The 14,581-nt window shown below is 43.6% G+C and carries 9 protein-coding genes; 5 read left to right on the top strand and 4 right to left on the bottom strand.

The features are described 5' to 3' along the window. Positions 1-5: 5 nt before the first annotated feature. A complete protein-coding gene (locus MASE_RS13285) occupies positions 6-2,024 on the bottom strand; it encodes a putative bifunctional diguanylate cyclase/phosphodiesterase (RefSeq protein ID WP_014950260.1) in 2,019 nt (672 codons plus the stop codon). Positions 2,025-2,501: 477 nt separating this feature from the next. Between MASE_RS13285 and MASE_RS13280 the strand changes: the two genes are divergently transcribed. Further along, complete coding sequence (locus MASE_RS13280) at positions 2,502-5,012, top strand: TonB-dependent receptor (RefSeq protein WP_014950259.1); 2,511 nt, start codon at positions 2,502-2,504, stop codon at positions 5,010-5,012. A gap of 73 nt (positions 5,013-5,085) precedes the next feature. On the opposite strand, the gene MASE_RS13275 is transcribed toward MASE_RS13280, so the two are convergent. Together MASE_RS13275 and MASE_RS13270 are read right to left on the bottom strand one after the other, a co-directional pair. Beyond that, on the bottom strand, positions 5,086-5,793 hold the full coding sequence (locus MASE_RS13275) for a type 2 periplasmic-binding domain-containing protein (protein ID WP_232362850.1): 708 nt from the start codon (positions 5,791-5,793) through the stop codon (positions 5,086-5,088). A gap of 152 nt (positions 5,794-5,945) precedes the next feature. Next, positions 5,946-8,195: an acyl-CoA dehydrogenase gene (locus tag MASE_RS13270; protein ID WP_014950257.1), complete on the bottom strand. Its 2,250-nt coding sequence runs from the start codon at positions 8,193-8,195 to the stop codon at positions 5,946-5,948. A 410-nt stretch (positions 8,196-8,605) separates the two neighbouring features. Between MASE_RS13270 and MASE_RS13265 the strand changes: the two genes are divergently transcribed. From MASE_RS13265 to MASE_RS13250, 4 genes are all read left to right on the top strand, one after another. Next, positions 8,606-9,160, top strand: coding sequence for an outer membrane protein (locus tag MASE_RS13265; protein WP_014950256.1), 555 nt, complete (start codon positions 8,606-8,608; stop codon positions 9,158-9,160). Positions 9,161-9,265: 105 nt separating this feature from the next. Then, complete coding sequence (locus MASE_RS13260) at positions 9,266-9,523, top strand: DUF3081 domain-containing protein (RefSeq protein WP_014950255.1); 258 nt, start codon at positions 9,266-9,268, stop codon at positions 9,521-9,523. Between the two features lie 185 nt (positions 9,524-9,708). Further along, positions 9,709-10,644, top strand: a complete 936-nt coding sequence (gene lpxL, locus MASE_RS13255; RefSeq protein WP_014950254.1) for an LpxL/LpxP family Kdo(2)-lipid IV(A) lauroyl/palmitoleoyl acyltransferase — start codon at positions 9,709-9,711, stop codon at positions 10,642-10,644. Positions 10,645-10,797: 153 nt separating this feature from the next. Next, positions 10,798-11,415 (top strand): TcpQ domain-containing protein, encoded by a 618-nt coding sequence (locus tag MASE_RS13250; protein WP_014950253.1) that lies wholly within the window; start codon positions 10,798-10,800, stop codon positions 11,413-11,415. A 10-nt stretch (positions 11,416-11,425) separates the two neighbouring features. Here MASE_RS13250 and glnE read toward each other — a convergent pair whose 3' ends face one another. Then, positions 11,426-14,359 carry a bifunctional [glutamate--ammonia ligase]-adenylyl-L-tyrosine phosphorylase/[glutamate--ammonia-ligase] adenylyltransferase gene (gene glnE / locus MASE_RS13245; protein ID WP_014950252.1) on the bottom strand — a complete coding sequence of 978 codons (2,934 nt, stop codon included), beginning with the start codon at positions 14,357-14,359 and terminating at the stop codon, positions 11,426-11,428. Positions 14,360-14,581 lie beyond the last annotated feature (222 nt).

Here is a 14,581-nt window from a genome sequence, read left to right as displayed (position 1 = left end):
GGTTATTAGTAGTTTTCGTTATACCAAGAAATAAGGTCGTTGGCGTTCATTGGTCTAGCGAAGTAAAAGCCTTGCAAATAGTCGGTTCCAAGCTGGGACAAGTGTTGCCTTTGCTGCTCAGTTTCGATGCCCTCTGCAATGGTTTTACAGCCAAACTCTTTAGCCATTAAAAGTGTCGCTCTTATTATGGTATCACTCTCTTCAGAGCTATTCTGTATAAAAGAGCGGTCAATTTTAATAAAATTGAATGGCATAGATTGAAGACGGTTTAAAGATGAATAACCTGTACCAAAGTCATCAATTGATATTTTGACATCGCGGGCTACGAGTTCGCTCACTCGTTTAGTCACTAGATCTTTATCAATAGCGAATACGCTTTCAGTTATTTCTAGATAGAGACGTTCTGGTGAAATTTTAGTTGTGCTGAGGGCATTGTCTAAAACTTTAAAGAAGCTGTCATCGAGCAGCTGCGCGACTGATACATTTATCGACATTGCGAGACCGGGTTTGAACTGCCAATGTGAAAGGTCGATAAGCGCTCTATTTAATACCCACGCACCTATTTCTGGCATTAGCCCGCTGCGCTCTGCAAGGGGGATAAATACCGCAGGAGAGATGTTTTCTCCGTCGCAGTTCCACCGTAAAAGCGCTTCTACTGACGACAAGGAGTTTGTCGTGACGTCAATGATAGGTTGATAAAAAACAGTAAACTCACTATTTTCAATGGCTAATCTTAAGCGTTCACAAAGGCGCTGCTCTCGCTTTATTTCGTTGTGCAACGTTTCATTAAATACGCCAATAGAGCCTCTTTGCTTACGCTTTTGATCATACATAGTCAGGTCGGCCTGTTGAATTAAATCAACAGCGCTGTCGCCATGGACGGGGAACATAGCGATGCCGATAGTGGCGTCTAACGTTACCTGATTGTCGTTCGCAATAATGGGAATAGTGACGCCACTGCGCATAGCGTGTGCTACGGCCTTTGCGGTATCAACATTAGCATAAGGAATTACGGCGACGAATTCGTCTCCTCCCCATCTTCCCAGGTGATTTTCTTCTGTATAGTTACGAAGTCTGTTGGCAATTTCGGCAAGGACAATATCGCCGACTTTATGTCCTAAACTGTCGTTAACTTGCTTGAATCCGTCTAAGTCGATAAATAGAAGGGCGAGCGAGTTATCAAGCGCACGTGTGGTGTCTATCAAATTGTTGAGATGCTTGAGAAAGCCATTGCGATTAAGCAAATTTGTCAGTGGATCTCTGTTGGACAACCGATATAAATCCGCCGTTCTTCTTTCCACTTCCGCTTCAAGGTTGGCGTTAGATGCATCGAGCTTTTCGTTTGAAGCTATGAGTAGTTTGTTTACTTTAACTGTTTCACTACGCTCAATACGCATCTGTTCCATCAAACTATTATTCTTAGCTTTAAGGTGTAATGTACTGATGAAAAAGCGATGGTAGCGAAAAGCACTGGCGAAAATACCAAACCAGAAAACCAAGCCAAGCACACCTAAAATAAAAAATTTCCCGCTAGCATCTATTAACGCACATAACGACATAGGTACAAGAAGAGCAGTAGAGTAGAATCCGACGAGTTTTATGTTCGGAGACAGGACGGTTCCAGCTCCTCCGGACATAGCGGCGAGTACAACCATAGTCGCTGCTAGTTCGACAGTTGTCATGGATGAATAGAAAAGCACTGAATAAAGCGCCCAAATACAACCCGTAACATAGAGACCGGTCGAAAACCGAATCAAAGCAGGGCGCGGGTTATAAGCTTTTCCTGCCAAATTAGTGCGCCAATATAATGCATCAATTAGCCTCAGAAGTGAGACGCACACCATTACTCCCCAAATCTGTAGTTTATTTGCAAATGTTGAAGGGGAGTCGCTTTCAAAGAAAAATACCAGGCCAGAAAAGGCAAATATCGTCATCAAGAAGCCGACAAAGCTATTGCCAATTAGCATGTCGGTTGTGTCTCGTTCTATTTCAGTTTGTGATATCGATTCTTGATACGTGTTCAACCGGATAAAGCCTTAATTACATTGTGATTCAAATTTAATGCATTACTTCAAAAGCAAATTTAGTCGTACAGAGTAGCGGGAAGCGTACAAACTTAAGTGCACTAAATGATTGTAGTATAGGCTAAATATAATGCATATGACGGGGGCATTTTAAAATTCGACTAAAGCAACCCGCTTTTAGTCTATCTATGTTTTTCACAGTTCGTTCTAAATACCTGAAAGTGTAGTGTTCTTAATCGATATTGCTTTTTATTTCTTATCAGCGATGTGAACCGCTAAATATAGCTAAAACATAAGTATACAAAAGTTAAATAAGGCGCTGCGCAAGAGTAAAAACTTTTCACAGGATGTTTACAATGTTGTTCCTTTGTTATAAATTCTTAATCGATTAAGTTTAAATTGTGCTACCGCCTCCCTACGTTAAAGGGACAGAGGCTACCTTGGATTTAACAAATTCAACACATTGTCGGAGAAAAAATGAACAAAAATCACACACTCAACGCTTTGACCCTAGCGATTTGCGCCGCTTTTTCGGGCTCGGTTATCGCGCAGGAATCATCAACAGCTGATGCTGACGCAAAGTCGAAAGAAAAATTCGAACAGATTGTGGTTACCGCTGCACCGGGTGGTGCAACGATGCAAGAAGCTAGTGTTTCTGTAAGTGCATTCGATGAAGACGATATTCTTAAACTAGCTCCTCGTTCTACCGCTGAGGTATTTCGCGCGTTACCCGGTATTCGTGCCGAGTCTTCAGGCGGTGGCGGTAACGCAAATATTACTATTCGCGGTATTCCACTTGCGACGGGTGGTTCTAAATTCTTGCAAATCCATGAAGACGGTTTACCTGTTTTAGAATATGGTGATATTAACTTTGGCAATGCCGATAACTTTTTACGCTACGACTGGTCAGTAGCGAATGTGGAAGCAGTACGCGGTGGTTCAGCGTCAACATTCGCAAGTAACTCGCCAGGCGGTGTTATTAACTTGATCAGTAACACGGGCGAAGTAGGTGGCGGTGCCATTGGAACGTCATTTGGCGTCGATTACGAAGAGTTTCGTTTAGATTTTCGCTATGGCGGTGAAATTAGCGACGACCTTTACTACCACATTGCTGGCTTTGCCCGTGGTGGAGAGGGCCCGCGAGAAACGGGATACAATGGCGACCAAGGCGGTCAGGTTAAGTTCAATATCACTAAGATGCTAGATAACGGTCACATCCGTTTCTTCTATAAAAACCTTGATGACAAAGTATCAACATACCTTCCTTCTCCGGTATTGGTGAAAGGCGATGGTGAATATGGCCCGGTACCTGGTTACGATGCCAGCTCACAGGCATTAAACTCAGCTTACAACACAAACATTTCTACTTTTGACAGCTATGGTAACCCAGAGAATCGCGACGTCCGCGATGGTATCGAATCAAAAGTAAACTCATTTGGCGTTGAAGTTGACCTCGAAGTGGCTGAAAACTTGTTCTTATTAAACAAGTTCCGTATTTCAGATATCTCAGGTGGTTTTATTGCTCCATTTACTGATGGATTTCCAGCGGGCCCTGGCGATGTATCGAATTTCGCTTCTGCACTTTGTGCCGGCGCTACTGACGGTGACGGAAATGCGCTGAATTGCGACAGCACAAGTGTTGTACTCGCGAACGGACCTGGCGCTGGTGAAGTGTACACAGGACAAGCATTTACAAACCTTCAGTTCGACACTCGAATCAACGATCTGGGTAACATGATCAACGATTTCAGCTTGCGTAAAGAATTTGATAACGGTATCGACCTCACAGTAGGTTATTACTACTCAAACCAGGACATCGCCACAAGCTGGTCAAGCTGGCAGACATTTATACAAACTCTAGACGGTGACAATTCACAGCTTCTAACAATTACAGATGGCGATGGCGTGGAACTTGTTTCAAACGGTTTATTGTCACCAAGCTTCCTTTCGTGGGAGTGGGACTTAAACTATGTAACAAAAGCGCCGTACATGAACGTTGGTTTTGAATTGTCAGATAACATTCTTATTGATGCATCGGTACGTCATGACACGACCGAAGCTTCAGGTGAACTCATCAGCTCATGTTGCGGCGGAAATGCTGACTTCGACCTAAACGGTAACGGAACTATTGAGCAAATTGAAGATGCTTCAGCAATCAACAGCGGCTTCATTAGCGGTGGTGTTATCAACTTAAATCGCGCCGGTGCGTCTTCTCAAATTGTTGATTACAGTGCGAATAATACGTCTTATTCAATCGGTGGTTCGTACCTGCTAAGCGCCAGTCAGACATTTTTTGCCCGTTACTCAAAAGGTGGCCGTGCTATTGCCGATCGTTTACTGCAGATTGGCGGTACATTGAATACAGACGGCAGCTTAACAAGCACAACATCGGGTTACGATACAACGAAGCAATTCGAGGTAGGTTACAAATACGGTACGAAAGACCTCATGGTTAACGCAACCTTGTTTGATACTGTTACTGAAGATACGCAAGCAGAGGTAACCAGTGGTTTAACCTTTATGCGCGAATATGAAGCAACAGGTTTAGAGCTTGAAGGCCGCTGGACAGCAACTGATAATTTCGTGCTATCCGGTAACTTAACGTGGACAGACGCTGAAATCAGTAAAGATGTAAACAACCCTGCACTTGAAGGAAATACTCCACGCCGCCAAGCAGATTGGATTTGGACTATTACACCTGAGTACGTTACTGATACATGGTCTGTTGGTGCCTCACTACAAGGCTCGACAGAGTACTATGTTCAGGACAATAACGACCTTAAACAAGAGGGTTATAACCTTGTAAACTTGTTTGCCACTTATTGGGTGAACGACCAATTTTCTGTGTCGCTTAATGTGAATAACGCCACTGATGAATTTATCATCACTGAGTCAGAAGAAGGTTCAGCAGAAGTTGGTAGCTACATCAGAGCACGTCCATTGAACGGCCGTACTACAGTGCTGTCGCTTAAATATATGTTCGACTAACGAGCAAATATCTAGTGCGAAGGTACTAGTTATTGTTCAATTAACGCCCGCAATTGATGCGGGCGTTTTTTATTTATTCACTCTCCGCGGTTTTGAGCAATTGAAGCTGCTTGGTGATTGCTGCAGAAAGTTGGTCAATTAAATGGCTATGTTTCTTATGAATAACGTGTACCAATTCGTGTTCCACTAGAGGTATATACTCAATTCCAGATTGTTCGAAAATGGCTTCTTCAGAATAGTCACTCGGTAAAATAGCGTAGTCAAATCGCCCGTTGAGCAGTAAATTTATGACGTGGTGAAAGTCATCAAATTCAAAGATGTTGGCATTTAACTCGCCAGGTTTGGCGTGCATATTGAAGAAAAATCGGGTAGTAACGGCTATTGCCTTATCTGGTTGTTGAATTATGCTTTTATTGCACTCAGCTCCTCGTATACACAATAGAAATGATGCGCCATGAGACAGTGCTGGAGGAACTATTACAATGTTATTGTCAGGCTGAGACACTACGTCATAGCGAATAATATCTGCATCTGTCATTCCTTCATTCAACAGCCGTAAGCCTCTTTCCCCACCCACTTTTTCGAATGTAACCTCAATGCCGATATCTTGGTACGCACGTGCTATTAGGGGTTTATAGAAGCTACTTACTCGAGGATGAGTTAGTTCTCCAATGACGAAGTTAGTATCATCGTGCTGGGCACTGGCGTTTGAATTGAATAGCAGCGACGAGATAAAGAGAATAAAAAATGTTGAAACGGTTTGAATGCCAATAAAGCGCATCGTTTTCACTTTACAAATCCTTGTTTAAGAAAACCACGATAAGCTAAGGGTAGAGTACGAACGAAACAATAGAAAGGTAATTTAACGGGCAAATAAAAAGCCCCATCTCAAGGATGGGGCTTCGTTAATCAAGTTACTGCAATTATGACAGTTTACGCAGCGTTTTGACCGCCATCAATCGCTTTAAGCGTTTGAGACGCTGGAACAAGTTCCATATCGAACGTGTATTCGTCTACACGAACTGCTAGCTTGCGCTTTTCGTTATAGTCGTGAAGCTTAGCGGCTTCATCAGCCGTTACTACGCCTTTTTCTTGAAGCTTGTTAAGTGCATGTTCAAAAGAAATGAACGGCACTACAGGCTCTTTGCGAAGTGCTTTTTGCACTTTGCCAAGAAGGTGCGCTACCGCGTGCTTCGCTTTAAACGCTTGCTCGTTAATGTCATTGCCGTCTCCCGGCGTAACGCGAACAAGGTGAGTAAGCTGCTCTTTCACGCTGTTATCTTGCATAGACGCAATAGAAAGCTCACGCACTAGGTCGTCGCTAATACCCGCAACACTATTGGTGTAGGTGTTCGTAAGAAGACGCATTAAGCCACGTGTCGCCGTATTCGGGAAATTGTTGATAAAGTTAACAATTGCCTGATCAGCTTGTTGTAAAGACCACTGCATCGCGTATTCGAAATACGGTAGTGCAAGTTTTCTGTCTTCAATGCGCTGCTCGTAGAAACGAATTGCTGCCATTGCACCGTATAGGTAGCTCATTACGTCACCTAGACGTGCTGATAAAAGCTCAGCTTTCTTCAGGTCACCGCCTAACACAGCAAGTGACAAGTCAGCAAGTGGTGCTAGTTTTGCAGAGATGCTGTTAACACGCTTCTCATACTTGCGAACTTCTGGTAAAGCAGACTCGCTCTCGCGTAGGAAAGGAAGGTAGCCTTTACCTAGGCTGCGGAATGCATTTTTAACGCTGAAGCCAACAGTCTTACGAAGTACCTTGTTGAACTCTGCATCCGCAGAACTTTCGTTGCTGTGGATTAGGTCAACCATGTCTTTAAGGTAAGGGTGACAACGCATTGCACCTTGGCCAAAGATCATCAGGTTACGGGTAAGAATGTTTGCACCTTCTACCGTAATAGCAATAGGAAGCGCAGCATAGCCGCCCGCTAACGTATTCTGAGGACCGCGTTGAATCGCTTTACCTGCCTGGATGTCCATAGCAGAGTTCATCACATCACGACCTAGTTCAGTCATGTGATACTTAGCAATAGCGGTGACTACTGATGGCTTCACGCCTAGGCCTAGACCTTCAGTTGTAAGAACACGCATAGCCTCAAGTAAGAAAGTCTTACCCGCAATGTCAGCCATTTTCTCTTGAATACCTTCAAAACGACCAATTGGAAGACCGAATTGCTCACGTACGAAAGAATATTCAACCGTGCCTTTAAATGCAGATTGTGCAGTCGCTACGCCCATTGCTGGAAGTGAAATACCACGACCTGCACCTAGACAGCTAACTAGCATCTGCCAACCACGACCAATGTTCTTTTGGCCACCAATGATGAAGTCCATAGGAATGAACACATCTTGACCACGAGTAGTACCGTTGTAGAAGCGTACACCCATTGGGTCGTGACGGTTACCAAGTTCAACACCAGGGTGAGACTTAGGTAGAAGGGCACAGGTAATGCCAAGCTCTAGTTTGTCGCCAAGTAGTTGGTCTGGATCGAATACTTTAAACGCAAGACCTAGTACGGTCGCAATTGGTGCAAGTGTAATGTAGCGCTTGTCCCAGCTTACACGTAAACCAAGCACTTCTTCACCGTTGAACTCGCCTTTAGTCACGATAGCCGCGTCAGGAATAGCACCTGCGTCAGAACCTGCTTCAGGGCTGGTAAGCGCGAAGCACGGAATATCGCGACCGTCTGCTAGACGAGGTAGCCAGTAATCTTGTTGCTCGGTCGTACCGTAGTGCATAAGAAGCTCGCCTGGACCTAATGAGTTAGGAACCATTACGGTTACTGCAATTGCACCGCTTTTCGCTGCGATAGTGGCAACAATTGTAGAGTTTGCATACGGGCTGAACTCAAGACCACCAAATTTCTTTGGAATGATCATAGAGAAGAAACGGTTCTTACCTAGGAAGTCTAAAACGTCCTGAGGAATGTGCTTGCCGTTGCCTAGTTCAAAATCATCGATCATGTTCAGCAACTCGGTTACTGGACCGTCCATGAATGCTTGTTCTTCTGCGCTCAGTTTTGCCTGAGGGATATCGCGTAGCGCCTGCATGTCAGGCTTACCCTGATAAATAGAAGATTCAATCCACACATCGCCTGCATCTAAGGCTTCTTGCTCTGTGATTGAAATTGGGGGTAATACTTTCTTTAAGCTAGTTCTGATACTCATAATAACTCATCCGCTCATCTGACCAGTTGTTTAGGTTAATACTACACCTAATTTAAAAAAGATCAAATTTTGTAAAAATTATCAAATAATCATGTGGTTATATAAACTATCTGCGTCTTTTGTATACGAAAGTGTGATGCAAGGGATTAACATTGCTGATATTTAATGGTCAAAAAACGCTCTGCTTGTTGTGTCACCTTGATGTAGAAACACTATACCTGCGGTAACACGCCGCGATTACGAACATTTTACCTCTCGCTGTGTGGGTAATTATCTATACGGACTGGTATAGAACCCGCTTTTTCGTGCAGCTGTCCGTTAACTGTATTCATCTAAACTCTGTTTGTTCGTTTTAATCAGAGGCATTGTCTTTTATAGTGAGCGCTCTTTAACATGGAGAAGTAATTAAAATGCGCCGTCTTTCATCATTTTTCGCTAAGTTCCTTATTGGAAGTGCAGCTTTAACAAGCTTGGGTTTTTCTGGACTAGCATCAGCCAACGGATATGCAGTGGCAAATATTGGCTTTGGCAACGTAGATACTGAAATAGATAATGAGTCTGATATTAGCTATTCAGCTGCTTTAGGCTATCAATTTCACCGTCAGTGGTATGTAGAAGGTGGCTATATCTCTTTTATTGATACAGATAATGACGAACAATCAATCTCATCTAAAGGCCCTTATTTGGCGTTACTAGGTAAAGCGAGTAGCCAGAAAGGTGAGCTGTATTATAAATTAGGCGTGGCAAGCGTTGACATCGAGCACGCGTCGATAGATAGCTCTACCTGTGGCCCAGAAGCCGCTGTGTGTGGATACGATGACACAATTATCGCAGGATTAGCTGGGCTAGGCTTCGATTACTACTTAGGCTTACAGTCGATGGTACGCGTGGAATACACCTACTTTGGTGGCAAAGATGATTTTTCTGCGCATATTGTAAATTTAGGTTTTCGCTACAACTTTTAGGTTGTAGTTATTAACTCGCATAGTCGTTTTAAATATAGGCCCTAGATAAATCCAAAAATCGTTTGATTGTGTAAAAATAGATAAATTCTCAACAATGGATTTACAATGAAAAACGAATTAGACAGCAAGTTCTTACTTCAGGTTTTCGACAAGATCCGCCAGCATGGCGCGAAAGAAGATGAACAGTATAAGCTTAATGGGATTACTGCGTTTACAGATCACGATGGCTATACGCTTTACATTGAAGACGTTAATGTGAAGCTGCAGTTCGGCTTTCACAATCAATACCATTTTGACTATGACTCAAAAGAGCAATATGAATCGTTTGAGAAAAAGTTGAAGCAAATCGATAAAGAATATTAGTGACCTGATTTCAGTTTGTATTGCTAACAAGCAATATATTTCTTAAGCAGAGAAAGCAAGTATGGGCTCTCTCTGCTTAAGTGCTTCTATTAATCGCAAGAGCACTGTGGGCTGTCTGTCTCAATTAGCCCCACCAAAAACCTTCTGCTACAATGCCGCCCACTTCGTTTCAAAGGATACAGACATTGGCGGCGGCAATTAAAGCTCCTAAATTTAAACTAGCATTTTTAGGCCCTAAGTTTTGGCCTGTATGGTTAGGTGTTTTCGTTCTTTATACAATTACATGGTTGCCTTTACCCGTGATACGCGCTATCGGTGGCGGTACCGGTAAACTTATCGCATTAATTGTTCCTAAACGGGCAAAAGTCGCAAAGCGTAACTTGACGCTCTGGAACCCTACACTTTCCGCCAGTGAAGTAGAGGCGCTTTACAAAGAAAATGTGCGGCGTACAGGCATGGCACTATTTGAAACTGCTATGGGGTGGTGGTGGCCTAGCTGGCGCGTAAAACGAGCCATTGAGATTGAAGGCACTGAGCATGTTGAAGCGGCCCTTGCAAATGGCAAAGGTGTATTTGGTATGGCACTTCACAATATGAATCTGGAATTTGCCTGTAGAGGTATTGGCTTCTTCCGTCCAAGCATCGCGTTTTATCGCAAACACAACAACCCTCTCGTTGATTACCTTCAGTATCATGGGCGAAACCGCTCGAACAAATACATGATTGATAAACGCAACGCAAAAGCCTTACTTGCTGCACTTGACGATAAAGAACTTTGTTTGTATTTGCCCGACCAGGATTATGGCCCGAAACAAAGTATCTTTGTGCCATTCGGTGGGGTGAAAGATACCGCGACAACTACAGCAACGCTGATGTTTATTCGACGTAGTCACTCTGAGCCAATGATCATCACGTCACAGTACACCAAACGCGGTTACAAAATTAAAATCTATCCACCGCTTTCTCAGTTAGGCGATATGGAAGACGCTGAAGCACTAACATTACTGAATCAACATGTAGACGCTGCGGTTAAAGAACAGCCAGAAAGCTATTTGTGGATGCACAAGCGATTTAAAACCAGACCGGAAGGTAACCCTGAATCGCTGTATAAATCACTATAGCTGTGTATGAATAAACACCTAGCGATGAAAATTAGATAAATAGAATAATAGGCTTTCCGTTCGAAGGTAGACTAAAATAGAAGAATTATGCTTAAGTTCATACACATAGCATAAGCTGATTTTCGATTAAAAGTGGCTACACATTGGTAAGGTATGGGACAGACAAGTTACTCAAGTTCATCGTTTTGGGCAAAGCAAATTGGCATAGCTGCAGTGCTTGTGATCATTGCTGGCGTACTCATTTACATGCTTCAAACACAGGACCAAGAGCCTGTTCCTCAAGGGCAAGCGGAAGAAAAGTCTGTATCACGTGGGTTAAGTGAGTTCTATCGAGACTTCCGTATGTCTGCTACTGACCCAGCAGAAGAGGAGCAGGGAGACTTTGTACTGGATATTGCGGGCGTTGATCCAAATTTAGACAACAAGCTTGCACAAATGTCTAGCCAAACACGTCCGGTTGAAAAGAATTGGACCGGCGAACATAAATACCGCACGTTCCAGGAAGGGAACACACTGCGCGAAGCTATTTCGCAATATGCTCAAGCTGAAGGCATGCAGGTGATATGGAACCTGGAGCAAGACTTTGTTATTAAGCACCAGTTTCAATTGGACAACACGGTTGCAGGATCGCTTGCTAAAATTGCCAGTGCCATAGACAGTAGTTTTGAAGGGCAAGTAAAAGCATATTTATGTGCAGAGCAACGCTCGCTGGTGGTGACTGCCCAAGAAACAGAATTTCTCACCACCAACTGTCGTTTGGTTAGAGGTTAAGCTTCATCGCCTAGCCGCTACACGTTCCAAATAGTGTATTCCAGTGAATGGTTACTTGCTCTCGTATGGCATCTAGTTCTTCGCTCTGATCTGCGTACTTGGTATCTGCTAACGTTAAATGGTGGTATTGCTCTCGCAGCTTTAAATACGCCTTTTGCAGTTTGTGCGCAGTGGCGACATCAATAATGTTGGTCTTGGCTGCGGCGTCAAAAATGCGAAAATTGTCAGGATATTCTGTCATGGCAGCCTGTGACTTTGCATTAGCGAGTACAAGGTATTGAGCCATGAACTCAATATCGGTAATACCACCTACACACTGCTTTAAGTCTACCTTTTCGTTGTCCTTTGAAAGCAAGTGCTCCCGCATTTTTAAACGCATTTTGCACACATCGTCAGCCAACGTTTTAGCGTTTCTAGAGCGAGTTAGTATAGAATTTCTTACCTGCGTGAAGTCATTCAAAAGGCGTGGGTCTCCGCAAATGGCTCTTGCACGAACCAGCGCTTGATGTTCCCAAGTCCATGCTTCTTCGGTCTGGTATTTTTCGAAACCATCGATATGGCAACATAACAATCCCGCATTGCCAGAAGGGCGTAGACGCAAGTCGGTTTCGTATAATTGTCCAAACAACGTCTTCGTATTGAGAAGATGCATGATGCGCTGCGCCAACTTAATGTAAAACTGTTGCGCTTCAATAGACTTCTTACCGTCTGTACTTATGCCGCGAGGGGCATTATGCAAAAACACTAAATCTAAGTCTGAGCCGTAACCTAATTCATACCCGCCTAGTTTTCCATAGCCGATAACGGCAAATCCTTTGTCAGTTCCCTCTAGGTGTGCTGGAACGCCATAGCGCTGGTGCATTTGCATCCAGGCAGCATCTTTTACGTTCTCCAATATCACTTCAGCTAGCACCGTAAGCTTATCGCTCACGTTGTTTATAGGTAGTGATTCACTGATGTCGCTGGCGGCTATGCGAAGCTGTTGGCAAAGTTTGAACTGCCTCCATCCATCCATAAGCATTTCAACATCGTCTTGTTCAATACGAAGCATGATTTCACGCAGTTCCAGCTGATATTCCTGCTTGCTGGTATGGATATCGGTATTTTGCTGACCGAGGTATAACGGCGTGAGTAATTCGTCTAATAGTAATGGGAAGCGCTTAATTTCTTGAGCTATCCAGTCGCTTCGTTCACATAGCCTTACTAACTGTTTTAATACATCCGGATTTTCAAGTAGTAAGTCAAGGTAAGTGGTTCGGCCTGTAATCGCTTCTATAACACCGAGTAAACGGTCGAGTACCTGAGGGATGTAGTTTGGATGTTGGTTGATGAGCACATACAAGATTTCGGGAAGCAACTTATTTAACGTGTCTTCACCTTTTTGGCCTATGCGATAATTGCGTTGCTTATCCTTGAAGACGACAAGAATAGAATATATGCCTTTAATATCGCTAGCAGACAGGTATTCGCCAAAGGTTTCAGTAAACTCATCCTCTTGCAATGCAAGACGCCACGCATCTTGGCAGGCAGTGAAAAGCTGGTCTTCTTCTGAGTGCGTATCATGAGACTCTTCTACTAACTCGTTGAAATGGGCATGAATACGCGCCATTACAGTATCTAAATGCACTAAAAATTCACTGTAAGAATCAAAACCCATGACTTCAATAAGCGCAGCTTGTTGCCAAGGTAACTCAGGAAGAGTTTGGGTCTGGCGATCTTGAGCTTGTTGAAGCGTGTGCTCTACTTTTCTTAGGAATAAATAGTCACTTTTTAGCTGTTGCGTTACATCGCTTTCGACTATATCGAGTTCAGTTAATGCGTCTAACGTGCTAAGTAATGACTTACTTTGTAATGCTGGCTCTCGTCCTCCGTGAATCAGCTGAAAACTTTGGGCAAAAAACTCCACTTCACGAATGCCACCTGCGCCGAGTTTTATATTGTTACTCAGTCTGCGTCTGCGTATTTCTGTGGCGATCAGCTTTTTCATATTACGAAGGGCATCTAATGTGGTGAAGTCTAAGTAACGACGGAAGGTAAACGGGTGCAAAATGCTCTTTAACCATTTCACATCTTGCGAATTATCATCGTTAATCACCCGCGCTTTTACCATGGCAAAGCGCTCCCAGTGTCGACCTTGGTCTTGATAATAATCTTCAAGTGCCGCGAAATGCATCACAAGGGGGCCAGAATCGCCGAAGGGGCGTAAACGCATGTCGACGCGGTAGACTTGACCGTCATTAGTCACTTTGTTCAATGCTTGGATAAGTTTTTGCGCGAGTTTGGTAAAAAACTGCTGATGCTCTACGCTTTTTCGACCGCCTTGGGTTTCGCCTTTTTCTGGGTACGTAAAAATCAAATCGATATCAGAAGAAAAGTTGAGTTCCTTTCCTCCTAATTTCCCCATACCTAAGATATACATGTGCATGTCTTGGTTATGGCTTTGTGGTTTTCCATAGCGCGCAGCTAAATGTTGATAAAGCCAGTGGTACGCACCGTTAATAAGTACATCAGCTAATGCTGAAACCTGCATAAGTGATATTTCGATGGGTTGCTTGTTCAATACGTCGAGGAAAGTAATCCGCGCCATCTCTTTATTTCTAAATTCCCTCAACACTTGCATTAAGTCATCTTCGCTGGCGACGTTGTGCAATTCATTGTCTAGGTTTGCGAGATAGTCAGATGACATGGTATGAACACGGGATTTAAGCGCTTCACTTTTCTCAAGGGGTTGAAAAGGCTCAACGATGCGAGAAACAAATGAAGGGTTTTGAATCAAAGTCTCTGCCAAGAAAGAGGAACGCGTGAAGGAGAGCATTAGTGTTTCACAATGAGCCTCAATCACGGCTTTGTTACTTTCGCTAATTGCTGGCGCTGTTAACAACTGCTGCCAAAATTTTTCGGCAAGTTCTACGTTTGTCATGCTATTTTCGTTGTCTGTTGGCATAATGCTCGCGTCTTATGAGATATCGCTCGTGTTTTACGGTTGAATACTCACAATTGCTATTGCAAGTACTCAAAACAAGGTCTGCTAAGTGCGCTAACGTGCAGCTCCGCATTCGATGTGGTTAAGTGCCTGCTAACCCAGGGTGTGATCTACAGGTCATTTAGCCCTAACTAAAATAAATCTGAACAAGTTCGATGTCATCGTTGTACAAGTTTGTATTAG

Origin of the sequence: Alteromonas macleodii ATCC 27126, from assembly GCF_000172635.2 — a bacterium.
Classification (GTDB): Bacteria; Pseudomonadota; Gammaproteobacteria; order Enterobacterales; family Alteromonadaceae; genus Alteromonas; species Alteromonas macleodii.
The sequence above is the reverse complement of the archived record's forward strand: the minus strand, read 5'-3'. Positions and strand labels throughout refer to the sequence as shown.